This window comes from Candidatus Polarisedimenticolaceae bacterium (genome assembly GCA_036275915.1).
Classification (GTDB): domain Bacteria; phylum Acidobacteriota; class Polarisedimenticolia; order Polarisedimenticolales; family DASRJG01; genus DASRJG01.
This window is the reverse complement of the sequence record DASUCV010000017.1, coordinates 42,882-69,660: the sequence shown is the minus strand read 5'-3', so window position 1 is coordinate 69,660 and position 26,779 is coordinate 42,882. Positions and strand designations below refer to the sequence as shown.

At 66.6% G+C, this 26,779-nt stretch carries 25 protein-coding genes, 1 tRNA gene and 1 pseudogene; 19 read left to right on the top strand and 8 right to left on the bottom strand.

The features are described from left to right. Positions 1 to 126: 126 nt before the first annotated feature. From VFV19_13140 to VFV19_13120, 5 genes and pseudogenes are all read left to right on the top strand, one after another. Positions 127 to 1,959 (top strand): hypothetical protein, encoded by a 1,833-nt coding sequence (locus VFV19_13140; GenBank protein ID HEX4825244.1) that lies wholly within the window; start codon positions 127 to 129, stop codon positions 1,957 to 1,959. A gap of 131 nt (positions 1,960 to 2,090) precedes the next feature. Further along, a pseudogene (locus tag VFV19_13135) lies at positions 2,091 to 2,195 on the top strand (integrase core domain-containing protein). 319 nt (positions 2,196 to 2,514) lie between these two features. Then, complete coding sequence (locus VFV19_13130; protein HEX4825243.1) at positions 2,515 to 3,447, top strand: hypothetical protein; 933 nt, start codon at positions 2,515 to 2,517, stop codon at positions 3,445 to 3,447. A 213-nt stretch (positions 3,448 to 3,660) separates the two neighbouring features. Continuing rightward, positions 3,661 to 5,499, top strand: coding sequence for an AAA family ATPase (locus tag VFV19_13125; protein ID HEX4825242.1), 1,839 nt, complete (start codon positions 3,661 to 3,663; stop codon positions 5,497 to 5,499). Positions 5,500 to 5,502: 3 nt separating this feature from the next. After that, on the top strand, positions 5,503 to 7,353 hold the full coding sequence (locus VFV19_13120; protein ID HEX4825241.1) for an ATP-dependent helicase: 1,851 nt from the start codon (positions 5,503 to 5,505) through the stop codon (positions 7,351 to 7,353). Positions 7,354 to 7,587: 234 nt separating this feature from the next. Here VFV19_13120 and VFV19_13115 read toward each other — a convergent pair. Next, a tRNA-Thr gene (locus VFV19_13115) sits at positions 7,588 to 7,663 on the bottom strand. 99 nt (positions 7,664 to 7,762) lie between these two features. Here VFV19_13115 and VFV19_13110 point away from each other — a divergent pair. The 3 genes from VFV19_13110 (at position 7,763) to VFV19_13100 (ending at position 10,580) form a co-directional block, all read left to right on the top strand. After that, positions 7,763 to 8,740 (top strand): aldo/keto reductase, encoded by a 978-nt coding sequence (locus VFV19_13110; GenBank protein ID HEX4825240.1) that lies wholly within the window; start codon positions 7,763 to 7,765, stop codon positions 8,738 to 8,740. A gap of 69 nt (positions 8,741 to 8,809) precedes the next feature. Next, entirely contained in the window at positions 8,810 to 9,469 is a 660-nt protein-coding gene (locus VFV19_13105) for a DUF1579 domain-containing protein (GenBank protein HEX4825239.1), read from the top strand. Between the two features lie 4 nt (positions 9,470 to 9,473). Continuing rightward, positions 9,474 to 10,580, top strand: coding sequence for a PA0069 family radical SAM protein (locus VFV19_13100; GenBank protein ID HEX4825238.1), 1,107 nt, complete (start codon positions 9,474 to 9,476; stop codon positions 10,578 to 10,580). On the opposite strand, the gene VFV19_13095 is transcribed toward VFV19_13100, so the two are convergent. From VFV19_13095 to VFV19_13085, 3 genes are read right to left on the bottom strand one after another with little or no spacing between them, the layout of a single operon-like run. Continuing rightward, positions 10,523 to 12,034 carry an AcvB/VirJ family lysyl-phosphatidylglycerol hydrolase gene (locus tag VFV19_13095; protein HEX4825237.1) on the bottom strand — a complete coding sequence of 504 codons (1,512 nt, stop codon included), beginning with the start codon at positions 12,032 to 12,034 and terminating at the stop codon, positions 10,523 to 10,525. The genes VFV19_13100 and VFV19_13095 overlap by 58 nt on opposite strands. Next, the gene (gene mprF / locus VFV19_13090) at positions 12,031 to 14,586 is read right to left on the bottom strand and encodes a bifunctional lysylphosphatidylglycerol flippase/synthetase MprF (protein ID HEX4825236.1); all 2,556 of its coding nucleotides are present in this window, start codon (positions 14,584 to 14,586) and stop codon (positions 12,031 to 12,033) included. The genes VFV19_13095 and mprF overlap by 4 nt, the downstream gene beginning before the upstream one ends. Then, positions 14,583 to 15,299, bottom strand: coding sequence for an AcvB/VirJ family lysyl-phosphatidylglycerol hydrolase (locus VFV19_13085; GenBank protein HEX4825235.1), 717 nt, complete (start codon positions 15,297 to 15,299; stop codon positions 14,583 to 14,585). The genes mprF and VFV19_13085 overlap by 4 nt, the downstream gene beginning before the upstream one ends. Before the next feature lie 46 nt (positions 15,300 to 15,345). Between VFV19_13085 and VFV19_13080 the strand changes: the two genes are divergently transcribed. Then, entirely contained in the window at positions 15,346 to 15,990 is a 645-nt protein-coding gene (locus VFV19_13080) for a CoA pyrophosphatase (protein HEX4825234.1), read from the top strand. Here VFV19_13080 and VFV19_13075 read toward each other — a convergent pair. After that, positions 15,987 to 16,217, bottom strand: coding sequence for a hypothetical protein (locus VFV19_13075; protein HEX4825233.1), 231 nt, complete (start codon positions 16,215 to 16,217; stop codon positions 15,987 to 15,989). The genes VFV19_13080 and VFV19_13075 overlap by 4 nt on opposite strands. 50 nt (positions 16,218 to 16,267) lie before the next feature. Here VFV19_13075 and VFV19_13070 point away from each other — a divergent pair, with 50 nt between their 5' ends. Next, positions 16,268 to 17,275, top strand: a complete 1,008-nt coding sequence (locus VFV19_13070) for a hypothetical protein (GenBank protein HEX4825232.1) — start codon at positions 16,268 to 16,270, stop codon at positions 17,273 to 17,275. Here the strand turns inward: VFV19_13070 and VFV19_13065 are convergent. Further along, on the bottom strand, positions 17,262 to 17,747 hold the full coding sequence (locus VFV19_13065) for a hypothetical protein (GenBank protein ID HEX4825231.1): 486 nt from the start codon (positions 17,745 to 17,747) through the stop codon (positions 17,262 to 17,264). The two genes, VFV19_13070 and VFV19_13065, sit on opposite strands and share 14 nt — an antisense overlap. A 154-nt stretch (positions 17,748 to 17,901) precedes the next feature. Between VFV19_13065 and VFV19_13060 the strand changes: the two genes are divergently transcribed. The 4 genes from VFV19_13060 to VFV19_13045 are packed head-to-tail and all read left to right on the top strand — an operon-like array spanning position 17,902 to position 21,647. Then, complete coding sequence (locus VFV19_13060; GenBank protein HEX4825230.1) at positions 17,902 to 18,627, top strand: hypothetical protein; 726 nt, start codon at positions 17,902 to 17,904, stop codon at positions 18,625 to 18,627. A 3-nt stretch (positions 18,628 to 18,630) separates the two neighbouring features. Further along, the gene (locus tag VFV19_13055; GenBank protein ID HEX4825229.1) at positions 18,631 to 19,191 is read left to right on the top strand and encodes a hypothetical protein; all 561 of its coding nucleotides are present in this window, start codon (positions 18,631 to 18,633) and stop codon (positions 19,189 to 19,191) included. Between the two features lie 6 nt (positions 19,192 to 19,197). Further along, positions 19,198 to 21,147: a 1-deoxy-D-xylulose-5-phosphate synthase gene (gene dxs, locus VFV19_13050; GenBank protein HEX4825228.1), complete on the top strand. Its 1,950-nt coding sequence runs from the start codon at positions 19,198 to 19,200 to the stop codon at positions 21,145 to 21,147. After that, positions 21,144 to 21,647 (top strand): MogA/MoaB family molybdenum cofactor biosynthesis protein, encoded by a 504-nt coding sequence (locus VFV19_13045; GenBank protein HEX4825227.1) that lies wholly within the window; start codon positions 21,144 to 21,146, stop codon positions 21,645 to 21,647. The genes dxs and VFV19_13045 overlap by 4 nt, the downstream gene beginning before the upstream one ends. 1 nt (position 21,648) lies before the next feature. On the opposite strand, the gene VFV19_13040 is transcribed toward VFV19_13045, so the two are convergent. Next, the gene (locus tag VFV19_13040; protein HEX4825226.1) at positions 21,649 to 21,927 is read right to left on the bottom strand and encodes a DUF3467 domain-containing protein; all 279 of its coding nucleotides are present in this window, start codon (positions 21,925 to 21,927) and stop codon (positions 21,649 to 21,651) included. Positions 21,928 to 21,991: 64 nt separating this feature from the next. Between VFV19_13040 and VFV19_13035 the strand changes: the two genes are divergently transcribed. Together VFV19_13035 and VFV19_13030 are read left to right on the top strand one after the other, a co-directional pair. Next, complete coding sequence (locus VFV19_13035) at positions 21,992 to 22,261, top strand: Fe(2+)-trafficking protein (protein HEX4825225.1); 270 nt, start codon at positions 21,992 to 21,994, stop codon at positions 22,259 to 22,261. Further along, the gene (locus VFV19_13030) at positions 22,258 to 23,442 is read left to right on the top strand and encodes a glycine C-acetyltransferase (GenBank protein ID HEX4825224.1); all 1,185 of its coding nucleotides are present in this window, start codon (positions 22,258 to 22,260) and stop codon (positions 23,440 to 23,442) included. The genes VFV19_13035 and VFV19_13030 overlap by 4 nt, the downstream gene beginning before the upstream one ends. Here VFV19_13030 and VFV19_13025 read toward each other — a convergent pair. Beyond that, a complete protein-coding gene (locus VFV19_13025) occupies positions 23,424 to 23,603 on the bottom strand; it encodes a hypothetical protein (protein HEX4825223.1) in 180 nt (59 codons plus the stop codon). The two genes, VFV19_13030 and VFV19_13025, sit on opposite strands and share 19 nt — an antisense overlap. Before the next feature lie 134 nt (positions 23,604 to 23,737). On the opposite strand from VFV19_13025, the gene erpA reads away from it, so the two are divergent. The 3 genes from erpA to VFV19_13010 all read left to right on the top strand — a co-directional run bounded on the left by erpA (position 23,738) and on the right by VFV19_13010 (position 26,779). Further along, the gene (gene erpA, locus VFV19_13020) at positions 23,738 to 24,061 is read left to right on the top strand and encodes an iron-sulfur cluster insertion protein ErpA (GenBank protein ID HEX4825222.1); all 324 of its coding nucleotides are present in this window, start codon (positions 23,738 to 23,740) and stop codon (positions 24,059 to 24,061) included. A gap of 73 nt (positions 24,062 to 24,134) precedes the next feature. Beyond that, on the top strand, positions 24,135 to 25,295 hold the full coding sequence (locus VFV19_13015; protein HEX4825221.1) for a deoxyguanosinetriphosphate triphosphohydrolase: 1,161 nt from the start codon (positions 24,135 to 24,137) through the stop codon (positions 25,293 to 25,295). Positions 25,296 to 25,312: 17 nt separating this feature from the next. Continuing rightward, positions 25,313 to 26,779, top strand: coding sequence for an aldehyde dehydrogenase family protein (locus VFV19_13010; protein ID HEX4825220.1), 1,467 nt, complete (start codon positions 25,313 to 25,315; stop codon positions 26,777 to 26,779).

The window sequence follows — 26,779 nt, the reverse complement described above, 5'->3', positions numbered from 1 at the left end:
CACCAGGCGCGAAGATATGCGGCGGTCTCCAGCGTGCTTCAATCCGAGAAACCACCGTGGGCGGTCCGGTTCGAGTACATCGAGACCGGAATCCTCGTAGCTGGAGTGTGGCTTCCGATACTCAAGATGGAATGGATCGATGCAATCGGTCTACTTCAATACGTTGAACAGAATCTTGGCGATCAGCAGGCAATTGCATCGGTAGCGAAGAGTTTCGCCCAAGTGGTGCTTGACATGCAACAACGTGGCATCGCTCACGGTGACCTTCAGCATGGCAACATTCTTGTCACGAAAGATGCATCAATACGACTCGTTGATTACGACGGAATGTTTGTTCCGGAACTTGCGGCTGTCGGGCCGAGCGGTGAGCGAGGGCACAGAAACTACCAATCTCCCAAACGAGGAGTACAACAGTTTGACGCGACGCTCGATCGGTTCTCGGCATGGGTTATATACGGCTCGTTGGCCGTGATTGCCGCGGCCCCATCAATGTGGCTTCTAAATCGCCACAGCGGTTCCGAGTCGTTGATGTTCGCTGAGGGGGACTTTGAGGACCCGACTCATTCGCCGCTCGTTGCGCAGCTGCGTGGGTCGAGCGAGGCAACGCTGTCAGCGGCCGGCGATCTAATCAAGCGAATTGCGCAACTGTCACCAACCCAACTTCCGGCGTTTGACCCAGAACAGATCGGGCTTGACCTGGAAACCATCAAGAGACTGCCGAACCTAGATGCGTCGGCACGACGAAACATTCCTGACTGGATGAGAACGCAGGCGCCACTGAGCGGTGCGGCCGGTAGTCAGTACACAGAAGGGGACGGATGGATTCAAACGCATCTGCCTCCACTACCGGCTGCCGCCTTCCAGGACGGGGCGTTGATTCGAATCTGGAATGCGGTCTGCCTAGCCGGTGTGCTCGCGCTCTCCGCACTCTTTCGCTTCGGCACATTGCCGGGCCGCAGCGCCGCAGTAGGTGTGGCGGGGTTGCTCGCTTTGGGTGGAAGCGTGACCTGGGCTGTCTTTCGTCGCCATCCTCTCGTCGTGGCCAAGCGTGGACTAGCATCGAAAGCGAGAGCGTTGCGTGCAGACAAAACCAAGACAGAGCAGCGCATCGCTAGCATACAGGCGGAGGTGTCGAAGCGTCAGGCGGCATTCGCGGAGCGCAGGAGCACCTTAGAACGAGAGTCCGGAGCGGCGGAACGTCGCATCAGGGAGCAACTACAGCAACAAACGACTGGGCTGGAGACGAGACTCAAACAGCTTCGTGATCAAGCTGCGAATCTCGCTGGGGCTCTTCGGACGGAGATTGCGCAGGCGACGGCAGCTGCCGACCAGGCTGCGGTGGACCGTGAGCTACAGGCACACTGGATCGCCGGTGCAAACATCCACGGGCTAGGGAACGAGCTGAAATCTCGTCTTGCGGCTTCGGGAATCCGGACTGCAGGCGATTTTCGGAGTGTGTCTATCCGGGCTGCCGGCCGAGCGCACCGCACACCCATCTCCGACCTAGTCCTACCGAACGGCCGGCGCATTCACGTTTACGGCTTGGGACCGCAGAAGCTTCAGGCGCTCTCCCAGTGGCGCGGCGCACTCGAAGCTGCCGTGCGACACAAGGTGGTGCTCGGGCTTCCGCAGCATCAACGCATGGCGATCGAACAGGCCCACGCAGCGAAGCAACGTCCGATCGGCGAAGAAATCACACGGATCGAAACGCAACGGGTCAGTCTAGAGCGGGCGGCGAGAAGCGCATCTGTCGATCAGAAGGCTCAAATCGGGACTCAAATCGTCGCTGCCCAACAGGAGTGTGAGCTCGCAGTTCGTCAGCTAGAAAGCAGTCGCGACGCCCTGGTTCCTCTGCTTCAGCAGAGTTCGAGCCAGCTGGTTCGGCTTACACGCGACTTGGACACGTATAGCGCAGTCACCGCGGGAAGGTTTCTAAGGTTCGTGGTCATGGGCAAGTAGGTTTGCGCGTCAGTCAGTCTGGTGGGGCACTCCAAGATCCATCGGGGCCCAGGGCGACTTGAATTCGGCCGCGCGTCGATTGCAGCGGATCACCCGGAGGAGGCCGTATACCCGAGAAACTATTTCGTGTACTCAGCCTCCACGACGCCCGGGCCAAGATCGAGGTGTGGCGACGGGACTACAATCAAGTCCGGCCTCACAGCTCGTTGGACAACATGACGCCGGAGGAGTTCGCGCCGCGCGCAGCAGAAGCTCGACGGGCGGCTACTACACCGCCCATCGACCTCCCGCTACGATGTCTGCATGGGACGCATGGGACCGGACTCTCGCGAACTCCGGTCCAGCGAATGGGAGCAGGTCGCTCGCCAGCCTCGCGAGCCCTTGGGCATCGTGACGGGCATCCATGCGAAAGCCACTCAGAATGGCCCATCGTTTCCACCCCAGAGGCGTAGAATTCGCGACACACGCTGAAGGAGGGGTCTAGTCCGATCTTGGACGACGCATTTCGCACAGCGCCCCTCCATCAGCCCGCAAGAGAAACCACCGAGGCTAACCGTGACGGGTCTGCAGTTGGCGTCATTCTGGGAAGGCAACCGCGCGCAGCTCTTCGCGACCTACGTACTGTCAAGCGTCGCGGCCGTCGTCCCCGTCCCGGTGCCTATGGACTTCGGGTACGACCTGTTGTGCACCCTCACGCGACGCGAACGGCACGCGCTCTTCGCCGGTCGGGCTTTTGGCGTTCAAGTGAAGTCCAGGAGTGACCCGGAGATCCGATACGGCGGTATGAACGACCGGGGCGATTGGAAGCGCTACGAACTGGAGTGGCTGTACGAGCAGCAGCAGTCATTCGTTGTATGCGTTGTCGATCTCAAGGAATGGAGAGTCAATCTCTACAGCACTCAATTCATGTGGTGGGTGCCGTGGCAAAAGGGAATGCCTGGTGAAGTCGTCTTGGTCCCTGATCTTTCGCTCGGTGATTTCACTGAAGCGGAAGGCCGATCGATGCAGAATCGCTATCGCGCATCCCCGTTGCCAAATGCCTCGGATGGTTCCCGGCCGGGTGATGGGTTTAGCTATCGCGTGCCCCTGGGCAATCCGATCGTGTCGGTCTCAGTCAAAGAGCATGAGGCGGCAGCGTTTCGCGATCAGGTTCGTCGCTGCCTCGAACGCTGGGTCGGCCTGGACTACCGCAACCTAACCCATTGGCGGCTCAAGGTACCCTACGTGGAAGAGTGGATTACCTGGGTCACGAACGAGGCTCCGGAGCCACCCGCGAAACTTTGGCACTTCTTCAACGACAATCCAGATCAGAACATCCCGGAGATCCTCTCTTCGATTTCGCCAGCAATCGCGTCGCTGATGCACAACCTCAACCACCAGAAGCAATACGGGAAGCTCGACGTAGTGAGGCCGTTAGCCGCACTCATCCACACGTACGGGTTGCTTGACCCTACAGCGATAGCTTTTGTCGCAGATGAAAAGCGCTGAAATCGTGTGGGCGAGAATCGTCGCCAAGCCAACTGTTGGACGCTTCGCCAGGGGTGAAGCGACGCCTTCAGGCGGCGATTCTCGCGTCGTTCGAATCGTCCCGAAACGGTGCTTGAACCAGATCAACGTCCGACCGCTCGGACTACCGAGCCCTGGGGCGGATGATCAGCCCCGCCAGGCGGCGAGAAACTTCCGGATGATGGCGAGTGCGGAATGACGGGCGTTTCAAGCGGGATATCGGTTCTCGAGCTCCGCATTAGCAACTTTCGATCATTCCGAAACGTGTCGGTACGGCTTGGCGATCTCACATTGCTTGTGGGCGCCAACAATGCTGGCAAGACTAACCTCCTAGATGCGATAAACGTTGCGCTCGGCGCCGGCCGCAAGTTGATAGGCGTCGACGATATCCACACCACTTTCGGCGAGCCCAGTCTCCCTAAGGATCGAAAGGCGGTAGTCGATGTCTTGATCAGGCCCATCGGAGAGGATGGTGCGGTGCTGGACTCGTTCCCTGCGGGTAGCTTTTGGACGGCGCTCTGGGGTCACGGCATCGCGCAGGATTCGGCGGTACACGACTTTGTCGGCATTCGAACGACATTGATGTGGGATCCGGTGAGGGGCGAGTATGCCCTTTCTAGGAAGTTCCTAAAAGATTGGAAGCCCTTCGCGGATTGGCTTGGCACGGAGGAGGCGCATGCGGTTGTCAGCACACAGATTGAGCCAATGGCCGTTTCGTACATCGACGCTCAACGAGACTTGGAGAATGACCTCCGGGCAAGGGGCTCGTTCTGGAGGCGCTTGACGGACGACTTGGGGCTGAGCGACGCCGAGATAAAAGATTTTGAGGCCGCGCTCACCAAGCTAAACGAGGAACTGGTCTCCAAGAGCGGTGTCCTCACACACATTCACCAGAACCTCGTCAATCTCGAAGACGTAATCGCTGCGAAGAAGGCCGGGATAAATATCTCGCCCGTCCCGCGAACGCTGCGAGACTTATCGCGCGGAGTGGATGTGACACTGTCAACTCCGGGCGCCCAGCCTTTCCCCTTGGCCAAGCATGGCATGGGAACGCGAAGCCTCGCATCGCTTCTGGTGTTTCGGGCCTACGTAGAGTGGAAGAAAAAACAAGCGGAGGCAACAGGCGACGCCGTTCATGCCTTCTTAGCCTTGGAAGAACCCGAGGCTCACCTACATCCTCAAGCCCAGAGAGCCCTATATCACCAAATTGCCACGGTCTCGGCTCAACGCCTGCTCAGTACACATTCACCGTACATTTCCGGGCAAGCAGGGCTTGCCGATCTTCGCCTGATCGGGCGTACTCAAAGCGAAAGCACGGTCGCCGAGCTCGATCTTTCCAAGATCACAGATGATGAGCGACGAGCCGTGGAACGCCAAGTTGTCGCGACCAGAGGCGACCTACTCTTCTCGCGGGCCCTGATCTTGTACGAGGGCATCGTCACCGAAGAGTTGGTTTTCCCAATCTGGGCCAATGCGTATTGGGGCAAGACTGTCCACGAACTCGGTTTTAGCTTTGTTGGCGTGGCGGGCCACAACTACTTCCCCTTCGTTTGGCTTGCCGAGAGCTTTGGAATTCCGTGGTTCATCTATTCCGACGGTGAAGACGCTGCACTAAAGCAGCTCAGTTCGTCGCTAGCCAAAATCGGAATAGCAGACTACAAGACGCGTTGCGAGGTAACGGTAATCCCCGAGAAAGGGGACATCGAGGCTGAACTTGTTCGAGACGGTTACCTGCCGCAGATCGAAGAAGCGCTCGCCAGAGTATTCGAACCAGGGTTCATTGATCAGTACATCAAGGAGCACAACGGACGACCGGGGCCAAAGAAGGCTGGCGTTGAGTACACTCGGGACTACACGTCTGCCGGAGGACGTGAGAGGGCTGCCATTGACGCTCTGCGTGGCAACAAGGGGAGCGTTGCGACATCTCTCGCCGAAGTCATAGCGGCCCTCCCAGATGCTGCCCGTCGCGTACCCACAACCGTCGCACAATTCTTCGCTGAAATCTCCAAGCGCTTCGATTTGAGCAGGAGCTAGCCATTGGCACACGCTTGGCTGTCGGTAACGCAGCAACTGATCGTTGATCACGGCGACGGCCCACTGTTGGTCGTTGCAGGCCCCGGTTCTGGAAAAACCAGGGTACTGACAGAACGTGTCCGTCGACTGGCAAACGAAACCGGTCACTTTCGAGTTCTAGCTCTTACGTTCACGAATAAGGCCGCCAATGAGATGCGAGAGCGCCTCCAAGACCTAGGCTCCGTCCTAGATCGGGTGTTCATTGGGACCCTGCATGGATTTTGTCTAACCATGCTCTCGGAGCGCGGCAAACACGTTGGAGTTAGCGGCTCTCCCCAGTTGTTCGAGCACTGGGCTGACCGCAAAGGCATCCTGATGGAGGCTGTAGCGGCAGACCCGCTGCTTACTGAAGAATTGATGAGATCGGGGGACGCGAAGGCGAGAAGCGAAACTCTGGATAGGTGGTTGCGAGGCATCGCGTTGATCAAGGCACATCCAATCTCGCAGCCGTTTGCAGACTTGGAACTCAATCAACGCATCATGGAGGCTTACAACGCCGGCCTCAGGGCTTGCAATGCCTATGACTTTGAAGACCTTCTCCTGCTTAGCTACCGTTTGCTTACGGAGTATCCGAAAGTAGCCGACTTCTATCGCCGGCTCTTCAAATATGTTTGCATCGATGAGGCACAAGATCTAAACGAAGCACAGTACGCAGTCCTCACGGCGATGTGCGGCGATGAATTCAAGAACGTGATGATGGTTGGCGACCCGAAGCAGTCGATCTATGGGTTCAATACGGCCAGTCCAAAGTTTATGGATCGTTTTGCGGAAGAGTTCAACGCGGCGACGATTGAGCTGAAAGAAAACTTCAGGAGCTCGAAAGCAATTGTCCGTGCGGCATCATCGCTTCAAGAGAGCTATTCGGTAAGTGGACAATTGCCAATTGCCGGCGAGTTGGGGCTCTTGGTGGGTGAAAATGAGGAGAATGAAGCCTCCCTAGTTGTGGCGAAACTAAAGGAGCTTTCGAAGCATGGACACCGAGATGTGGAGGGGTCCATTTCCTGGAGCCGATGCGCGGTCTTAGCTCGCACCCGCTTCGCCCTTTTGCACGTCGAGAAGGCGTTGAAGAACGGGAGTATTCCTTATTACAAGCGGGTCTCAGTCATTCACGAGAATGAATCCAAAGCTGCAGACAGCTTCCAACTGGGAATGCGGCTGATCGCCAATCCGAAGGATAGATTTCACCTCGCGGCGCTGCTCAAGAAATGGGATGTCAGTACAAACAGTGAGCCACCGATTGATCACGACGGCCTCATTGAGTACCTACGGCAGGTCGTGTCCCGGGCGAAAACGTCGGACTGGGCGGTAAGCGTTGAGGCATTAGCTAAGGTTGTGTCCCCGACCCAGCGGCTAGACATCAAGGGGCCGACGCGCGTGCTTCGGGCCTTTGCTGATTCGCTGGGAGACGATGAGCGCCAGGCCATCTACGACGACACCGAGGTCTTGCTACAAGAATGGGACACCTACCTTCGCGCATCTGCGCAAAACCCTAGCGTCGCCGGTTTCCTTAGCGCGCTTGCCCTCGGAACTACTCAGCAACGCAACTCGGATGGAGTCGCATTGCTCACGGTCCATTCCGCCAAGGGCTTGGAATTCGAAGTCGTTTGTCTGGTCGGGATGGCGGAGGGCATTTTCCCCGACTATCGAGCGAAGGGATCGGAACTTGATGAGGAGCGACGCAATGCCTTTGTTGGGGTTACGAGATCCAAGCGCCTTCTGTACTGCTCGTATCCGAAGTCACGCAGGATGCCTTGGGGCGATGCTCGTGCAACCAGACCCTCTCCTTACCTAAAGGTAATTGGGCTTGTCCAGTAATCGGAATACATCGATGTCTTCAACGCCGCATGACAGCACGTCGCAGCCGACCGTCTCCGGGGGCGAGCTGCCCTATTCCATCGTTGCCGAAGTGAAGAGGTCATCTAACAACGTTCCTGCGGACGGGAGCGCAAGTCATGAGGACACGGCTTCACTACCCGACGACGCAGGGTTACTGCGAGGTTGCTTTCCCTAGTCGCAGGATTTCACGAACTGCACAAGTGTTTGATTTCATGGAGCCGGCACCCAGACTTGAACTGGGGACCTGCTGATTACGAATCAGCCGCTCTACCGACTGAGCTATACCGGCATCGACGGGAAAGGACCGGCCATTTCTAGCAGAATCGGCGAGGCCGGGCAAGGCGACGCGGCTCGACGACCGTCGGGAAAGTCTCTAGGATCGCGGGCCATGAAGCATCGCCCGCTGGGAGCGACGGGGCTGACGGTCTCCGAGATCGGATTCGGCGCGTGGGGTCTCGGCGCGACGATGTGGCGAGGCGTTCCCGACGAGGAAGGCGCCGCCGCTCTCGAGGCCGCGATCGATCACGGCGTCGATTTCGTCGACACGGCGCTGGCCTACGGCGACGGTCACAGCGAGCGCCTCATCGCGCGGACGATCGCCGGGCGATCGGGTCTCACCGTGGCGACGAAGATCCCGCCGAAGAACGGCGAGTGGCCGGCGCGCGCATCGTCGAAGATCGCGGATGTCTTTCCCGCGGATTACGTGCGGCGATCCTGCGAGACCTCGCTTCGCAACCTCGGACGCGAGGCACTCGACGTGCAGCAGTTCCACGTGTGGCACGACGCGTGGCTCGAAGAGCCGGCGTGGCCGGAGACGCGGCGGGCGATGGAAGAGCTGGTGCGTGAAGGGAAGGTGCGGCAGTGGGGGATCTCGATCAACGATCACGCCCCGGAGACCGCGCTTCGGGCCCTTCGAGATCCGATCTTCGCGACGGCCCAGGTCATCTACAACATCTTCGATCGTTCGCCGGAGCGAGCGCTGTTCTCCTTGGCGCGCGAGCGCGACCTCGGCATCGTCGTCCGCGTGCCGTTCGACGAGGGCGCGCTCACGGGCTCGATCCGCGCGGACACGGTCTTTCCGGCAGGGGACTGGCGTCACCGCTACTTTCGCGACGACCGGCGCCGGCAGGCGGCGGATCGTGTGGACGCATTGAAGCCCCTCCTGGGAGACGAGGCGCGCTCGCTTCCCGAGTTGGCGCTCCGCTTCATCCTTTCGCGCCCCGAAGTGTCGACCGTGATCCCGGGGATGCGCCGTACGGCCAACGCTCGCGCGAACGCGGCGGTCTCGGACGGCCGCGTGCTCAGCGCCGAGCTCCTCCGGAAGCTCGAGGGCCACGCGTGGGACAAGAACTGGTACGGTGACTAGATTTTCGCTTTACTTTTGCATCTCGAGGGGCTATCTCTTAGACTCCATGACCGTGAACGAGGAGGGACGATGAGCGGAATGCGGAAGACGATCGGCGGGGTGTTCGCAGCGGCGCTGCTGTGCGGAGGCGCCACAGCGATCGCGATGGCGCAGGGCACCCCGGCGCCGCCGAGGAAGGTCCCGCCGCCCAAGCAGACGAAGCCGGCGCCCGCGGCGCCCGAGGCCACGCCGCAGACGCCCGACGAGAAGTGGAAGGAGGCGGCGACGCCCGGCGAGGCGCACAAGGTCCTCGAGAACTACCTCGGCCGTTGGAAAGCGCACATCGTCTCGCGCATCGATCCCAATCGCCCGTCCGAAGAGACCGACGGTACCTCCGAGGGCACGCCGCTCATGGGCGGCCGCTTCGTGCAGGTCGTCCACAAGGCGACGCTCATGGGGCAGCCGTTCGAAGGGATGATGCTGATCGGATACGACAACATGGCGAAGAAGTACGTCGGGGAGTGGATCGACAACATGGGGACGTCGTTCATCCACTACGACGGCTCGTACGACAAGCGCATCAAGCGGATCATGATGGGAGCGCACATCGTCGATCCGATGACGCGCCAGCCGCTCAAGATCCGCAGCGTGACGGCGTTCGTCGATCCGAACAACTGGACCTACGAGGAATTCGCGACGCCGACCGGCGGGCGCGAGTGGCAAACGCTCAAGATCACGTTCTCGAGGTAGGTCGGTGCCGGGGCCTGAACCGCCGAAGGGACGCGGCGCGGTCGCGAATCCCGCCGGCCGGTTCGAGCCCCGGTCGCTCGAGCCGGTCTGGGACGATCTCGATCCGGCCGATCTGCCCCCGTCCCCGGCGACGACGACGTTCACCGATACCGCGCGCCGCATCCTGACGCGGAACGAGTCGCCCGACGTCCCGTTCGACGTCTCGATCAACCCGTACCGCGGCTGCGAGCACGGGTGCGCGTACTGCTTCGCGCGTCCGTCGCACTCGTACTTGAACCTCTCCCCCGGGCTCGACTTCGAGACGAAGATCTTCGTCAAGCCCGAGGCGGCGGCCCTGCTCGCGCGCGAGCTCGCGAAGCCGGGCTACGTCTGCGCGCCGATCGCGCTCGGAACGAACACCGACCCGTACCAGCCGGTCGAGCGCGAGCGGAAGATCACGAGGGCGATCCTCGAGGTCCTCGCGGCGCACCGGAACCCGTTCAGCATCGTGACGAAGTCGGCGCTCGTTCTCCGCGATCTCGACCTCATCGCCGCCGAGGCCGCCGAGCGGCGGGCGAGCGTCTTCCTCTCGGTCACGACGCTCGACGCCGGCCTCGCGCGGCGCCTCGAGCCGCGGGCTTCGGCGCCGCACCGGCGTCTCGAAGCGGTCAAGGCGCTCGCCGCGGCCGGTGTCCCGACCGGTGTTCTGGCGTCGCCGATGATCCCCGCGTTGAACGACCACGAGCTCGAAGCGATTCTGGACGCCGCGGCGGACGCCGGCGCGTCCTACGCAAACTACATCCTCGTGCGCCTGCCGCACGAGGTGAAGGAGGTCTTCTCGAGCTGGCTCGCCGAGCACGAGCCGTCGCGCGCGGCGAAGATCCTCGACCGGATCCGGGAGACGCGCGGCGGCAAGCTCTACGATCCGAAGTTCGGCGCGCGCATGCGCGGCCAAGGCGCCTACGCCGATCTTCTCGCGCGGCGGTTCGAGATCGCGGCGCGGCGGCACGGGTTCGATCGTGTCCGCCCAGGTCTCGATACCGGCGCCTTCCGCGTGCCGGGCGCGCGAAAGGCTCAGCGCGGGCTGTTCGCGGAGATGAACGTCGCGATGCGAGAGGCCAAGCCCTCGTAGTCGCGGTCGAAGTGGTGGCCTCCGGGAAGCTCGACGCGGTCGAGCCCCGGTTCCGCCGGGATCGCGCAGCCGCTGTCGCTCGATCCCTTCGGCTCGAGGCAGAGGATCGGGCGGCCCGAGCCCGCGAGCGCCTTGGGGACTGAATGCGCGGTGGGCGTCGCGTCGTTCCGGAACCAGTCGAGCGGGCTGATCTCGAACGAGGCGTAGGTCCCCGGCGCCAGGAGCACGAGGCCCGTGATCCGCTCGAGCGACGTGTTCTCCGTCGCCGCGAGGACGACCGAGACCGTCTCGGCGCCGAACGAGTAGCCGCCCGCGAAGATGGGAAGGTTGCCGGGAAGCGCGTCGACGAGCTTCACGAGCGCGGCCGCGAACGTCTCGGGCTTCTTCTCGAGCCAGAAGTAGCGGAGCGCGTTCCATCCGATGACGGCGACGCCGTGGCTGGCGAGCGCGTGCGCCACGGTGTCGTCGAGCTCCGCCCACCCTCCGTCGCCCGAGACGAAGATCAAGACCGCCTGCGGCGAGGCGGGCCAGATCGTCTCGAGCGGGAGGTCGAGCGTGTCGAGCTTCGCCGCGAGATCGTCGGGGGAGAGGTACGCGGCGTCGCGATGCACGAGGTGAGGCTGCGGGTCGAGGACGCTCCCCGGCTCGAGCAGATCCTCGACGGCACGGTCGAAGGCGCCTCCCCATCGGGCCGGGACGGAGAACCCATGACCGACCTTCTCGAGCGAGACGATCTCGGAGTTCGGGACACGGTGGACGAAGGCGACCGTCTGATCGGGCGCGCAGACCTGGTCGATCAACCCCTGGAGGGCGATCCACTTCGTCCCTCCGCCCTCGCGCGCGGGCATCGCGTCGGTCTCTCCGAGCCAGCTCTGATGCTTCTTCTCGTCCCAACCGGGCTTCCACGTCTTCGTCCCGCAAAACGGGCGCCGGACCTCGAGGTCGGGACAGAAGCCGAGGCTCACCGCGCCTCGGAAGGTCGTCGGCGGCGCTTGCGCGAGCGCGCCGTAGACGACCGTCGCGCCCGACGAGTAGCCCACGAGGATCGGCCGGAGGTAGCGCGGGAGGGCGTAGGACTTCTCGAGCGCCTGGGCGGCCACCTCGAGGTCGCCCGCCGGGTACCAGCACGACGAGGGCGACTGCTCCGCCCGCTTCTGCCACGCCGGCATCGAGAGCCCCGCGACGATCGCGTGCGGGGCCAGCCGGCGCGCCATGTCGACGACGCCGAGGTTCCAGCCCCCGTCACCCGAGATGAAGAGGACGACCCCGCGCGCCTTCGCGAGATCGCTCGGATGGTAGATCTTCACGTCACCGAAGCCGGGGAGCTTGCGCGTCTCCTCGGTGACGCCCGGCGGGGCGGGCGACGGCTTCGGCGGCTTCGACGGCTTCGCGGGATGGGCGGCGGCGGCGCCGAGCAGGAGCGGGAGTGCCAAGCCGAGCGCGATCGCCTTCATCCGCGCGACCCCCGCCCGGGGATGAACGCGCTCCACCGCCCCGAGATGAGCTGCGTCGTCGCGGCCACGGCGAACGGCCAATCCCACGGGCGCCGGTACGCCATGTAACGCGGCTCCCACGACGGGTGGAAGCGTTCCTTGAAGCGGCGCAGTCCCTGATAGTTGTACCAGGCCTCGCCGTGCAGGAAGAACTGGCGCGCGAGCCGTTCGATCGGCCGTGCGCGGCGCGCCTCGCCGACGGTCGCGAGCGGCGCCATCCCGAGATTGAAACGGCCGAACCCGCGCGCCTTGGCGTCCCGCATGAGGGAGAGGAGCAGGTACTCCATCCCGGTGCCGAGCGCGGGGTCGACCGTCCCGTCGTAACGCATCATGTCCACGGAGATCTCCTCGTTGATCGGTCCTTCGAGCACGTTGGCGAAGGCGACGACGCGACCGTCGCCGCTCTCGACGACCGCGCACGGAAAGCGCATCAGGTAAGTCTCGTCGAAGCGACCGAGCGAGAACGCCTTCTCGGTCGTCTTCTTCCCCGCGAGCCAGGTGTCCGACACGCGGCGGAGCGCCGGGAGGAGGTCGCGGAGTTCGGCGCCGCTCACCACGCGGAACCGCCCCCCCGCCCGCTCGACGACGTTCATCGCATGACGCTGGGCCTTCGCCTTGTTCCCCTTGAGGTCGAACGCGCGGAGGTCGATCATCGCCTCCTCGCCGAGCTTGAAGAAGACGTAACCGAGATCGTGCGCCGCCGGGAGGAGCTGCGGCGAGATCTGGTAGAGGATCGCCTCGCGGTCCCAATCGGCCGCGTGCTCGGTGAAATCGGAGAGGAGCCGGCGCTCGAGCCCCGCCCCGCATACCGGATCGGACCAGGCGACGAGGAACCGGCCGGCGGTCCGGTAGAGGACGAACCCGTCACCGCCGCCCGGCGACCGGAAGATCGCTTTGTCGCCGGTCGCGACGAGGAGCGGCGGGGTGCCGTGCCCCAGGACGCCGATCGTCTGCAGAGCGCCGTCGATCGCGGCGGGCGGCGGGAGCACGTCGGGGGAGCGGGGACGCTGTCCGAGGCGCAGGGCCACGATCGCCGCGACGGCCCCGAGCACGATGAGGCCGCGGACGAACCGCTCCTCGTGCGCGAGGAACGCGAATCGTGAGAACGCGCTCGGGACGTCGGGCCATGCGTCGTAGGAGCCCAGTCCCACGGCACCGAAGAGGAGGACCGCGGCGAGCCCCGCCCCCGCGACGAACTCGAGCGATGGGTGCAAGCGGCCCTGGCGCTCGAAGACGCCGCGGAAGATGAGGAGGAGCGCGACCGCGGCGAGCGCCAGGATCGCTTCCTCGTAGTCTAGCCCTTTGAGAAACGTCGTGAGCGCGGCGGCGAGGAAGAGGGCCACCGAGATGCGATGGCTCGAGCGGTACCCGCGCGCGAGGCCGCGGCTCATGACGATGAGGAGGAATCCGAGGGCGATCGAGGTGCCGTGCGAGATCTCGACCAGGATCAGCGGCACCGTCTGCTGGAGCCACCGGGAGCGGTCGGCCAGCGACGGGGAAGCGGCCGAGGCGAGGAGCACCGCACCGCAGAGGAACGCATACGAGGCGAGGCCGGTCCTCACGATCGCCGCCGTGCGCCGTCCCGCCGAGACCAGACGCCCCGCGAGGACGAGGCTCGCGAAGAGGAACGGCAGGACGTAATAGACCGAGCGGTAGAGGACGAGCGCCGCCGCGATCTGGTCGTGGCTCCCCGCCATCGCCGAGAGGCGCGCACCCCAGAACAGGTCCGCAGATCCGAGCCCGCCGGGGACGAGGCTCGCGAGACCGACGAGCTGTCCGAAGAAGAAGGTGGGGAGTGAGGCGGCCGCTCCGATCGACGGCACCTGGGTCTTGATCGCCGCGTGGAAGACGAGCCATGCGAGGAGCCAATCCGCGAAGGCGACGGCGGCGAGACCGAGCGCCCCCAGCCGCCGCGTTCTCTGGAGCTCGCCCGGCCAGAGCGCCGGGAGCCGCGCCGCGGCGAGCGCCAGCGCGATGCAGAGTCCCGCCGCGAGGAACGTCCGCACCGCCGGGGCGTCGAGCGCGCCGGGCAGCGGGAGCGCGACCGCAGCGCACCAGGCGAGGAGGCCGCAGGTGAACGCCGCGAAAACGATGACGAGCGCACGCCTCCCCCGGTCCAGGGCCACGCCCATCGATCCATAGAGCCAGACACGGAGAGCCGGACCGGCCAGGGGACCGATCGTGAGGAAGTTGCTCCACGCGAACGCCACGACGCCGACCGAGAATCGCCGCGAGAGCGCGGGTGATCGCTCGGGCGGGCCGAGCGCGATCACGTCGTACGCGCCCGCGAGCGCCAAGTTCGCCGCGGTCGCGAGCAAGATGACGAAGATTCGCGTGGCGTCGGTCGCGCGGAGCAGCGTACGGACCTGGACGAGATCGACCTGCCGCAGCTCCTTCCACCCGACGATCGCGACCGCCGCGAGGAGGATCCACGGCCACGCGGCGCGCGCGGCGGGGAGCAGGCGCGCGAGGGCGCCTCGAGCCCGTGGGGCCGCCTCGACGGTCGACGTCATCGCGCCAGGAGCCGCTTCAGGCCGTCGAGGACCGCCTGCTTCAGCTCGGCCTCGTGTCCGCTGAAGTGGTGAGTGGCCTTCGGGACGACGACGAGCTCCTTGACGCCCTTGAAGCCCGCCGCGAGCTCGGGTGCGTCGGATTCGTCGTCCGAGCCGCCGTGGACGAAGAGGACCGGAACCGACGATGCGTCCGCGAGCGCGCCCGCCGTGTCGAAGACGTGGTTCTTCGACGACGACAGGCCGAGGAGCTCCGAGAGCCGGAACTCCAGGCTGCCGGTCTTGTCGGGCCCGATCATGACGAGCGCGCCGATTCTCGGATCGGCGCCGGGAGCACCGGCGATCCAGGGAGCCAGGTCCGCGCCGAACGAGTATCCGGCGAGCGCGATCTTCGGTTTCTCCGGCGCGCCGGCGGCCGCGACGAGCGCGTCGGCGAAGCGGGCGACGTCTTTGGCGAGGACCGCACGGTCGTCTTGCGCCGACATGAAGTAGTGAAGGCAATCGATGCCGCCGACCCAGTACCCGTCCGCCGCGAGCCACTCCGCGAGCTGGACGTCGAACGCGCGCCAGCCACCCTCGCCGGAGAGCACGACGACGAGCCGCCCGGCGCGCTTCGGCGCACCGTCCGCCGGGGCATACACTGCGAGCGACTGGTCGCCGCGGCTCGTGGCCACGGTGACGTGGGATGCGGCGGCGAGCAGGATGGCGGCGAGCACCGCCAGGGTTCTACCGCAACTCGCAGCGGTTCGCTATCGTGCTTCGATGCGTTTCGACCGGCTCGATGCGGTCCTGGACGCCGCCCGCGGCCGGCCGCTTCCCGGCTCGGACGCTCAGGCGGCGATGGCGCCGCGCCCGCGGCGGCTCTGGATCCCCGGACACGTTCCCTCTTCGGCGCGCCCTGCGGCGGCGCTGGTGCTGCTCTACCCGCGCGATGGGCGGTCGGTCCTGCTGCTCACGGTGCGCGGCACGCATCTGGCACGGCACGGTGGACAGGTGGCGTTTCCGGGTGGCGCGATCGAGCCCAAGGAGACGGTCGAGGATGCGGCGCTTCGAGAGGCGGCGGAGGAGATCGGCCTCGCGCCCGGAGTCGCCGAGCCGCGGCTCCACCTCACCGCGCTGCACATCCCGGTCAGCGGTTACGTGCTCCATCCGGTCACGGCGACCGCCGCGCGGCCTCCTCTCGTCCGCCCGTGCGAGCGCGAGGTGCGGCGGATCGTCGAGATCGAGGTGGAGGCTCTCGCCGGCGGGGCGCTCTTGAAGCATGAGACGGTCGACCGCGACGGCACGCGCATCGACATCCCGTACTTCGAGATCGACGGCGAGAAGCTCTGGGGTGCGACCGCGATGGTGGTCGCCGAGCTGCTCGCCGTCCTCGGAACGCCGGTCGATCCGTGGGAGCGGGCCTAGCGCGATCCGTGGCAGCGCAGGCAGTCGAAGCCGAGGGGGTGCTTTGCCGACCGCGGCACCGCGGCCGACGGACCGTGGCACGCATCGCACGCCGCCGCGCTCTCCCAGGTCGCGTGGGTCGCGTCGGCGGGAAGGAGCGGCGGCTGGCGGCTGCGGAGCGTCAGCCAGACGACGGCGGCAGCGGCGGCGGCGAGGAGCGCCAACAGGAGCTTCTGGGTCGGTCTCACGCGGCGTGGATTATAGGAGCCCGGTCCGGTGTAGGATGCGCGGCCTCGCCATGAAGCTCCGGGCCAGCACCGCGTCCGCGCCGACGCGCATCGATCTCGCCGGTGGAACGCTCGACATCTGGCCGATCTCCCAGATGGTCGAGGACGCCGTCACGGTCAACGTCGCGATCGCCCTGCGCGCGCATGCCGCCGTCGCTCCACGCCGCGACCGGTCTGTCGAGATCGTGAGCGCCGACAGGAAGCGCCGCGAGGTGCGGTCGCTCCCGCTCGGCCCGGCCGCGTTCCGCGGCCCGCTCTCGTGGCTCTTCCGTCTCGTCGACGCGTTCGCGCCTGAGACCGCGCTCACGTTGACCTGCCGGGCGGAGGCTCCCGCCGGAGCCGGTCTCGGCGGCTCGTCGACGCTGGGCATCGCGGTGGGGGCGGCGCTCGCGGCGGCGACGGGTGAAAGGCTCGGCCGCGCGGCGCTCCTCGAGCGTGTCATGAACCTCGAGACGCGCGAGATCCGCGTCCCGACCGGACGCCAGGACTATCTCGCCGCGATCTGGGGCGGGCTGGCCGCCTACCACCACCGGGCGGACGGCGTCTCGCGCGAGGCGCTCCCCGGCGTGCGCGCGCTCGAGTCGCGTCTGGTGCTCGCGTACACCGGACAGCCCCGCGGCTCCGGGGTGAGCAACTGGGACATGTTCCGGCGCTACGTCGAGCGCGAGGCCGCGACGGTGCGGCGGATGGAGGCGATCGCGACGATCGCGCGCTCGATGGCCGAGGCGCTCCGCGCCGGGGACGTCGACGCGGCCGGACGTCGGCTCGGGGAGGAAGGGCGCCTCCGTTACAGCCTGGCGCCCTCGGTGGCGACCCCCCTCCTCCGCGCGGCCGACCGCGCGGCGCGGCGGGCGGGCGCGATCGGTGCGAAGGTGTGCGGCGCCGGAGGCGGCGGATGCATGGTGGCCGTCGCGGCCGAGGGGACCGAGGCGAAGGTCGCCCGCGCCATCGCCGCGACCGGTGCGACGATCCTGAGCGTGAGGGCGTCGGCCCGGGGGCTGACCGTCAGCGGACCGTGACCGGGATCGTCACCGCGACCTTCGCCGGCGCGCAGTAGCCCGACGCGGCGACGCAGTAGAAGTAGCGCAGCTCTCCCTGCAGGTCGTGCTTTCCCTTCGCTGCGGCCGCATCGAGGTGCACCGTGACGGCGAGAGGATCGACGGCGCCGTGGTAGTAGTTCGCGTCGAGGTTGTCGGCCGCAGGTGGTGCCGGGTTCCCGATGGAGGCTTCCGCCGCGGAGACGAGGCCCGCCGACTCCGGGATCCGGATCTTGATCTTCGGGTACTTGTTGAGCTTGATCCCCGGGTTCGGGGTGAGCTGGAAAGTCGCCTTCGCGTCACCGCCCGCGGTGACGGCGGTGGGGCTGACGCTGACCGCGATCTTGACGGGCGGCCCGTCCGCCTCTTCGGCGGCACGGGGGGCGGGGGAGCCTGGGGCGAGCGCCAGAGCGAGTCCGAGAAAAAAGACGGGAACGGTGGGGTGCTTCAGCATGGCCCGGCATGATAGGGCGGCGCGGAACGGCGCGCAAACCCCCTTCGGGCGCGGCTTCCCGATCCGCACCGCGGCCGGCGCAGTGGTTGTCCGCCCCCCTCCCTCACGGTAAACTGAGGACCTCAGTCGCATGCTGTCGCGGCGGGAGGATCGGGTGCGTAACACGAAGATCGCTGGCTTGTCCGTCTTCGCCCTCGGCCTCGGCCTGATCGGAGTCACGACGATCCGCGCCGACGAGATCGTTCAGTTCACCAACGGCGCCGAGATGCCGGTCCAATCCCACGTCGTCACGAAGGACATGGTGAAGCTGGATCTCGGCAACAACAACACGATCTCGTTCCCGCTGTCGATGGTCAACAAGATCGTCAGCGCCGGTCAGGACGTCTTCAGGAACCCGACCTACTATCCCGCGAATCAAGCGATCGCGGGCGGCGGCTCGGGTGCTCCCTCGAGCTCGGCGACCCAGAGCCCGTTCGCGTCCGGCCGCGTCCAGAAGCAGCTGGCGCCTGGCCAGGCGGGGATGAGGCTCGGCGAGGCGGCCGACGGCTATCCGACCAACGACAATTACGGCACGGGCATCAGCTCGGTGCGAAGCAATCCGCACGACGACATGTCGATCGTCGCGCGGCCGCACCTCGATCCGATGCGCCCGCTCCCTCCGGGCGGCGTCGCGACGATCGATCCGCCGAGCGGTCACGGGCCCGTCGGGAAGAACGCCCCGCAGATGTCGCCGCGCACGACGCCGCCGCCGGCACAGCAGAACGCCCCGCCCCCGCCGACGCCTCCGAACGCCGGAGAAGCCGGTGCGCCGCCGGAGCCGCCCGCGAACGACGACGGCGGCAACGAGCCTCCGCCCTCGCAGGATCCTCCGAATCGCTGATCGATGATCTCCGTTCTCGGGATCACAGGCCCCAACGCGGCGGGCAAAGGCGAGGTGTCCGCCTACCTCGAGTCGCTGGGCTTCGCCGCCCACTCCCTCTCGGACATCGTGCGTGAGGAAGCCGCGGCGCGAGGCCTCCCGCCGGAGCGCGAGCATCTGATCCGGATCGGCACGATGCTTCGCGAGCAGGGCGGCGCGGCCGTTCTCGCGGAGCGGCTCGTCCCGCGGCTCGCCGGCAAGGACGTGGTCGACTCGATCCGGAACCCGGGGGAGGTCGAAGCGCTCCGCCGCGTTCCCGGCTTCACGCTCCTCGGCGTCACGGCACCCGATCGTGTTCGATTCGAGCGCTCACGGCGGCGCGCCCGTCCCGGCGATCCCGCGACCTTCGACGAGTTCGTTCTCCGTGAGCAGCAGGAGAACAGCGCGAACCCCGCGGGCCAGCAGCTCCGGGCGACGTTCGCCCTCGCGGACCACGTCGTCGTCAACGACGACGACCTCGCCACGCTCCACGCGCGCGTGGACGCCGTGCTCCGGAGTCTCGTGACGGGAAGCGCTGTAAAGTAGCCCGGCATGGACGATGTGATTCGCGACGGGTTCGACGATCTCGCCGGGAGGGAATCCCGGGCCGAGTCTCGCGGGTCCGTGCTCGATCGCGTTCGCGCCCCGGCCGATCTCCGCACGCTCTCCCCCTCCGATCTCGAGCGGCTCTGCGGTGAGATCCGCGACTACATCATCGACGTCGTCTCGCAGAAGGGCGGGCATCTCGGCGCGAGCCTCGGCGTTGTCGAGCTGACCGTCGCGCTCGCGCGCGTCCTCGATCTTCCACGGGACCGGATCGTCTGGGATACGGGTCATCAGGCCTACGTCTACAAGGTGTTGACGGGGCGCAAGGACGCGCTCTGGAGCATCCGGCAGTACGGCGGAATCTCGGGGTTCCTCAAGCGTGAGGAGAGCCCGTTCGACACCTTCGGCGCGGGACACGCGTCGACGGCGATCTCCGCCGCGCTCGGCGTCGCCGCCGCGCGCGACCTCGCGAAGGAGACGCGGAAGGTCGTCGCGGTCATGGGCGACGGCGCCATGACCGGCGGCCTCGCCTACGAGGCGCTCAACAATGCCGGCCATTCGGGGCGCGACCTCCTCGTGGTCTTGAACGACAACGGGATGTCGATCTCGCCGAACGTCGGCGCGCTGGCGCACTATCTGACCGGCATCCAGATGAATCCCCGCCTCCGGAAGTGGCGCCACGACGGTCTCGCCGCCGTCTCGAAGCTCCCACGCGTCGGAGGGCGTGCGAAGGATCTCGCCACCCGCCTCGAATCGGCGATCAAGACCGCGATCGTGCCCGGCGGGCTGTTCGAAGCGCTCGGCTTCAACTACATCGGGCCGGTGGACGGTCACGATCTCCCGGCGCTCCTCGACCTCTTGCCGAAGGTGCTCGACCGGCGCGGCCCGGTCCTGCTCCACGTCATGACGCGGAAGGGGAAGGGACTCCCGGTCGCCGAAGCGGACCACGAGGGGTTTCACGGCGTCTCACCGTTCGACAAGGTCACCGGTAAGGCGATCGCCGCCGGGGCAGGTTCCTCGCCCGGCTACACCGCGGTCTTCGGCAAGGCGATGCTCGAAGCCGCCGCCGCCTTTCCGCGCATGGTCGCGATCACCGCGGCGATGCCGACCGGGACCGGCTTGAGCGCGTTCCAAGAGCGGTTCCCCGACCGCTTCTACGACGTCGGCATCGCCGAGGCGCACGGCGTGTGCTTCGCGGCCGGTCTCGGCTGCGAGGGCGCCCGGCCGGTCGTCACGATCTACTCGACGTTCCTCCAGCGCGCGTTCGATCAGATCGTCCACGACGTCGCGCTCCAGCACGTGCCGGTCGTCTTCGCGATCGACCGCGCCGGCCTCGTCGGCGCGGATGGCCCGACGCATCACGGCGTCCTCGATCTGAGCTACCTCCGTTGCGTCCCCGGGCTCGTCGTCGCCGCACCGCGCGACGGGAACGAGCTGCGCGATCTGCTGTGGACGGGCCTGTCCCAAGAGGCCGGACCGTTCGCGATCCGCTATCCGCGGGACACGGTGCCGGCCGGCTTCGAGCCGGACCGCGCCCCCCGCGTTCTGACGGTCGGCTCGTGGGAGGTCCTCGCCGAAGGGCGCGACCTCAGCCTCCTCGCCGTCGGCGCCATGGTCGAGACCGCGAAGGCGGCCCGGGAGGCGCTCGCCGTCGCCGGCATCGACGCCGGCCTCGTCAACTGCCGCTTCGTGAAGCCGGTCGACCGTGCGCTCCTCCGCAGCTTCCGCGCGTCGTCGCCGCTCCTCGTCACGATCGAAGAGAACAGCGTCCGCGGCGGGTTCGCCGACGCCGTCACCGAGGCCCTTCTCGAGGACGGAGGCGCGCTCGGGCCGATCCTCGCGCTCGGCCTGCCGGACGCTTTCGTGACGCACGGATCGCGCGGCGAACTGCTCGCCGAGGTCGGTCTCGACGCGGAGGGAATCGCGAGCCGCGTGAGGGCCGCGCTCGCGCGATGACCCACCACGTGCATCGGGCCGAGGGCTCGCTCGCGTTCGGCCTCCTCACCGTCAGCGATACGCGCACCGCGGCGGACGACGTGTCCGGAGCGGCGATGCGTGACCTCGTCGCGGGAGCCGGGCATCGGGTCTACGCCACGGCGATCGTCCGCGACGAACCGGACGACGTCCGGCGGACGATCGCCTCGTGGTCGTCCGATCCGGGCTGCGATGCGGTGGTGTCGAGCGGGGGCACCGGGTTCTCCGGACGCGACAGGACGGTCGAGGCGGTCGCAGGACTCTTCGAGAGGACGATCGACGGGTTCGGCGAGCTGTTCCGCATGCTCTCGTTCCACGAAGTCGGGAGCGCCGCGATGATGAGCCGCGCGTGCGCGGGGATCGTGAACGGCACGCCGGTCTTCGTGCTCCCGGGCTCGCCGCGCGCGGTCGCTCTGGGCCTGAGCCGTCTCGTGCTCCCGGAGATCGGGCACGTCGTCCGCGAGCTCCGGCGGACGACCTAGCTCAGTTCTGGAACTTGGGGCTCGGCGGCTCGTCGGACGTCGTCAAGGTCCCGAAGCGCGCCTCGTAGCGGCCGAGGTTCTCGGCGAGGGCGGCGATCATCCTCTTGAGATGACTGGGGCTCACGATCACGCGCGCGTTCACGACCCCTTCGGGCGGGCACACGTTGACGAAGTCGATCACGAACTCCTCGCGGCTGTGACGCACGACCATCTGGTTCGCGTAGACGCCGCGCAGCACGTCCTCGGGGATCTTGATGTGAATCTCGCTCTCGTTCGCCATGATCGGTTCTCCCGCCGCTATCCTAGCGTGGCCTGCTAACGTAGTTCGCCACCGGAGAGCGCTCATGGCCGATGTCACGTGCTCGCGTTGCAAGAACCACGCACCCGGTCTTCCGAGGGCGCCCCTTCCCGGTCCCATGGGGCAGACGATCCTGGCGAACGTCTGCGCCGCCTGCTGGAAGGAATGGCTCGGGATGCAGGTCAAGTACATCAACGAGTACCGCTTGAATCCGATGGATCCGCGTCACTTCGAGTTCCTGCTCCAGCAGGCAGCGGCGTTCCTCGGCCTTCCCGGCGCCGGGCCTGCCGCGCCGGATCCCGGGACCCAATCGTGAGCGGCCTCGACACCCGTCTCGCCGGCGAGCTCGACGGGTTCCGCAAGGCCGGGGTCTACAAGCGACTCAACTACCTGGACAGCCCGCAGTCGGCATGGACGACGATGGAGGGGCGCGGCCGCGTCCTCATCCTGTCGTCGAACAACTACGCAGGCCTCTGCGACGCGCCCGAGGTCGTGAAGGCGGGGCAGGAGGCGCTCGCCAGGTACGGGGCGGGCACCGGCTCGGTCCGGTTCATCTGCGGCACGTTCACGATCCATCGCGAGCTGGAGCAGGCGCTCGCCCGCTTCGTCGGGACCGAGGCCGCGCTCACGTACGTCTCCTGCTGGACGGCGAACGAAGGGCTGATGCCGGCGATCCTCGACGAGCAGGACGTCGTCATCTCGGACGCCCTGAACCACGCGAGCATCATCGACAGCGTCCGGCAGTGCAAGGCGGCGCGTCGCGTCTACAAGCACTCGGACATGGGGGAGCTGAGATCGCTCCTCGAGGCGTCGGCGTCCGCGCGGACCCGCTTCATCGTCACCGACGGCGTCTTCAGCATGGAGGGCGACATCGCGAAACTGCCCGAGATCGTCGAGCTGGCGCGGCGCCACGACGCGGTCGTCGCGGTCGACGATTCCCACGCCACCGGGGTGCTCGGCCGCACCGGCCGGGGCACGGCGGAGCACTTCGGTCTCTTGGGCGAGATCGGCGTCGTCACTTCGACGCTCGGGAAGGCGCTCGGGGGTGCTGCCGGCGGGTTCACCGCCGGGTCGGCAGCGCTCGTCGACTACCTCGTGCAGCGCTCCCGGCCCCAGCTCTTCTCGAACGCGCTGCCACCGACCGTCGCGGCGAGCGCGCTCGCCGCGGTCCGCACGCTCGAGTCGCAGCCCGAGCGCATCACGCGCCTCCACGAGAACGCGCGCTACTTCCGCTCCGGGGTCGAAGCGTTGGGTCTGAAGCCACTGCCGGGCGAGACGCCGATCGTCCCGATCATCCTCGGCGAGACGGCGAAGGCGATCCGCGCGAGCGAGCTGCTCCTCGAGGCGGGCGTCTTCGTGACCGGCTTCGGCTATCCGGTCGTGCCGCAGGGCGAGGCGCGCGTGCGGTGCCAGATCTCGGCGGCCCACACGAAGGACGATCTCGACTTCGCGCTCGCCGCGTTCAAGAAGGTCGGCGGTCAGCTCGGGCTGATCTGACCGTCCGACTCGAAGGTGATCAGGGCCTCGTGATCGGAGAGACGCTGGAGCTGGGCGATCCGCCAGCCCCTCGCCAGGTACGACCGGACGCGCTCGTCGTCCTGGGCCTGCCGGCTATAGGGAATCTGGAACTGCACCTGGATACGTTGAAGCGCCGGCACGCCGCCCTCCTTCCGCCTCCTCCGAGCATAGCAGGCCGAAAGAGGACTCTTTACGGTCTGAATTGACGATTCGAGGGGGCTGTCGTACCTTGAAGTCGGGACGCCCTGGAGCGGACGCCCCCGGAGGGACGACGATGATTCAGCTGAGCGAACGGGCCGTCGGCAAGGTCAAGGAGCTTCTGACTTCCGACAACAAGACCGGCTTCGGCCTGCGCGTCGCGATCCACGGCGGCGGGTGCTCGGGGTTCCAGTACGGGCTCACCTTCGAGAACCAGGAGCGGCCCAACGATAACGTGATCGACTTCGACGGCCTCAAGGTCTACGTGGACGCGATGTCGGGGATGTACCTCGAAGGGGTCAAGATCGACTACGTCGAGAGCCTCGAGGGATCCGGCTTCAAGATCGAGAATCCGAACGCGAGCGGCACCTGCGGTTGCGGGCACAGCTTCCAGGCCTGATCGCGTTCGCGAGCGACGACCGAGGCGCGGCGTCCGGCCGCGCCTTTTTCGTCTCCGGTGGTACTCTCGGCGAGTGATCGACCCCGCGACTCAACTCCCGCTCGAAGGCGCTTCCGCCCCTTACGCGCAGACCAGCGCGGCGACGCGCGGCCGGCGCTTTCCCGAGCGGCACCACGGCTACCGCAGCGAGTACCAGCGCGACCGCGACCGCATCATCCACTCGCGTGCCTTCCGCCGTCTCGAGTACAAGACGCAGGTCTTCGTGAATCACGAGGGCGACCACTTCCGCACCCGTCTGACGCACTCGATCGAGGTGTCGCAGATCGGGCGCACCGTCGCCCGCGCGCTCGGCCTCAACGAAGACCTGGTCGAGTCGCTCGCCTTGTCGCATGACCTGGGGCACACGCCGTTCGGCCATCTCGGCGAGGCGGTCCTGGACGAGTTCATGACCGGGCACGGCGGGTTCGATCACAACCGGCAGACGCTCCGGATCGTCGAGTACCTCGAGGAGCGTTACCCCGACTTCCCCGGGCTCAATCTGACGTTCGAGGTCCGCGAGGGGATCGCCAAGCACTCGGGGCCGATCGACGTCGCGCGCGCACCCGAGTTCGCGGAATACGAGCCCGATCTCGAACCGCCGATCGAAGGCCAGATCATCGATGCGGTCGACGAGATCGCGTACAACCACCACGACATCGACGACGGCCTCTCCTCGGGGATCCTCGACGAGGAGATTCTGGCGGAGGCGATCCCACTCTACGGCGATCCGTTACGGCGCGCGCGGAACCAATGGCCCGACGCCGATCCCCGGCGCGTGCGCACGGTCGCGCTGCGCGGCGTGATCGACGTGCTCGTCACCGACCTGATCGATGCGACGAGCCGTTCGATCCGTGCGTCCGGCGTGCGGTCGGTGGACGAGGTCCGGCGCGTGGGACGCCCGCTCGCGGGGTTGTCTCCGGACGTCGCCGCCGCGAATCGCGCGCTCAAGAATTTCCTCAGAGACCACCTCTACCAGCACCATCGCATCGAGCGGATGAAGGACAAGGCGGCCCGGGTCCTGAGGTCGCTGTTCTCGCGCTACCTCGAGAATCCGAAGCTCCTTCCCGATGACACGCGGCGGCGCGTGGAGCGGTTCGGCCTCCACCGTGCGATCGCCGATTACATCGCCGGCATGACCGACCGTTACGCGAGCGAGGAGTACCGGCGCCTGTTCGACCCGGCGGTTCGGGTCTAGAGCCCAGGAGAAGATCGATGGATACCACGACCGAGATCGCCCCCGGCCGCCTCCTGATCGACGGGGCGTGGGCCGATGCGAAGAGCGGGGCGACGTTCACGACCGTGAACCCGGCGGACGAGTCGGTGATCGCGACGGTCGCCGAGGCCGGGCCCGAGGACGTCGACGTTGCGGTCGCCGCGGCGCGGAAGGCGCTTGCCGGACCGTGGGCGAAGATGACCGCGGCCGACCGGGGCAAGATCCTCTGGCGGATGGGGGACCTCATCCAGGAACGCCTGTCGTCCCTCGGTCTCCTCGAGACGCTCGATACCGGCAAGACACTCTTCGACTCCGCGAAGATCGAGCTGCCGATGGCGGCGCAGATCTTCCAGTTCTACGCGGGAGCGGCCACGAAGCTCGGAGGACGCACCCTCGCGAGCCGCTCCGACACCTTCGCGTTCACCTTGAAGGAGCCGGTCGGGGTCGTCGCGGCGATCGTCCCCTGGAACTTCCCGTTCCTCCTCGCGTCATGGAAGGTCGCGCCGGCGCTCGCCGCGGGGTGCACCGTCATCCTCAAGCCGGCGAGCCAGACGCCGCTCTCCGCGCTCGAGATGGGACGGATCGGACTCGACGCGGGACTGCCGCCGGGCGTCTTCCAGGTGCTCCCCGGTTCCGGACGCGGGTGCGGCACGGCGCTCGTCAAGCATGCGGGCGTCGACAAGGTCGCGTTCACCGGCAGCACGGAGGTCGGAAAGAGCGTGCTGCGGGATGCGGCGGGAACGTTGAAGCGCGTGTCGGTCGAGCTGGGCGGGAAGTCGCCCAACATCGTGTTCGCCGACGCCGACATCGAGGCGGCGCTCCGGGGCGCGTTCACCGGCATCTTCTACAACAAGGGCGAGGTGTGCGCCGCCGGCTCGCGCCTCTTCGTCGAGCGCGGCATTCACGAGAAGTTCGTGGCCGACCTCGCCGCGCGCGCCGACGCGGTGGTGCTCGGCGATCCGCGGGACAAGGCGACGCGCATGGGGCCCGTCGTCTCGAAGGCGCAGATGGACACCGTGCTCGGGTACGTGGAATCCGGCACCGCCGAAGGCGCGCACGTCGCGGCCGGCGGCCGCCGCGCCTCCGAGATCAACAACGGCAAGGGGTATTTCGTCCGTCCGACCGTCTTCGACGCCGTGACGTCCGAGATGACGATCGCGCGCGAGGAGATCTTCGGCCCCGTGCTCGCCGTGCTTCCGTTCGACGACGCCGCCGATGCGGTCCGCCAGGCGAACGCGACGACCTACGGCCTCGCGGCCGGCGTCTGGACGCGCGATCTGGCGAAGGCGCACCGTGTGGCGCGCGCCATCCAGGCGGGAACGGTCTGGGTGAACGCCTACAACCTCTACGACCCCGCGCTGCCGTTCGGCGGCTTCAAGCAGAGCGGCTTCGGGCGCGAGCTCGGCATCGAGGCGCTCGACGGCTACCTCGAGACGAAGAGCGTCTGGATCGACATCGGCCGCTGA

Bases quoted from the DNA above. Each gene is read 5' to 3' on its own strand.
- erpA (HEX4825222.1), top strand. From the start codon at position 23,738: ATGATTCAGCTGAGCGAACGGGCCGTCGGCAAGGTCAAGGAGCTTCTG.
- VFV19_13035 (HEX4825225.1), top strand. From the start codon at position 21,992: ATGGCCGATGTCACGTGCTCGCGTTGCAAGAACCACGCACCCGGTCTT.
- VFV19_13095 (HEX4825237.1), bottom strand. From the start codon at position 12,034: ATGAAGGCGATCGCGCTCGGCTTGGCACTCCCGCTCCTGCTCGGCGCC.
- VFV19_13040 (HEX4825226.1), bottom strand. From the start codon at position 21,927: ATGGCGAACGAGAGCGAGATTCACATCAAGATCCCCGAGGACGTGCTG.
- VFV19_13010 (HEX4825220.1), top strand. From the start codon at position 25,313: ATGGATACCACGACCGAGATCGCCCCCGGCCGCCTCCTGATCGACGGG.
- VFV19_13110 (HEX4825240.1), top strand. From the start codon at position 7,763: ATGAAGCATCGCCCGCTGGGAGCGACGGGGCTGACGGTCTCCGAGATC.
- VFV19_13065 (HEX4825231.1), bottom strand. From the start codon at position 17,747: ATGCTGAAGCACCCCACCGTTCCCGTCTTTTTTCTCGGACTCGCTCTG.
- VFV19_13105 (HEX4825239.1), top strand. From the start codon at position 8,810: ATGAGCGGAATGCGGAAGACGATCGGCGGGGTGTTCGCAGCGGCGCTG.
- VFV19_13080 (HEX4825234.1), top strand. From the start codon at position 15,346: ATGCGTTTCGACCGGCTCGATGCGGTCCTGGACGCCGCCCGCGGCCGG.
- VFV19_13070 (HEX4825232.1), top strand. From the start codon at position 16,268: ATGAAGCTCCGGGCCAGCACCGCGTCCGCGCCGACGCGCATCGATCTC.
- mprF (HEX4825236.1), bottom strand. From the start codon at position 14,586: ATGACGTCGACCGTCGAGGCGGCCCCACGGGCTCGAGGCGCCCTCGCG.
- dxs (HEX4825228.1), top strand. From the start codon at position 19,198: ATGGACGATGTGATTCGCGACGGGTTCGACGATCTCGCCGGGAGGGAA.
- VFV19_13125 (HEX4825242.1), top strand. From the start codon at position 3,661: ATGACGGGCGTTTCAAGCGGGATATCGGTTCTCGAGCTCCGCATTAGC.
- VFV19_13055 (HEX4825229.1), top strand. From the start codon at position 18,631: ATGATCTCCGTTCTCGGGATCACAGGCCCCAACGCGGCGGGCAAAGGC.
- VFV19_13045 (HEX4825227.1), top strand. From the start codon at position 21,144: ATGACCCACCACGTGCATCGGGCCGAGGGCTCGCTCGCGTTCGGCCTC.
- VFV19_13140 (HEX4825244.1), top strand. From the start codon at position 127: ATGGAATGGATCGATGCAATCGGTCTACTTCAATACGTTGAACAGAAT.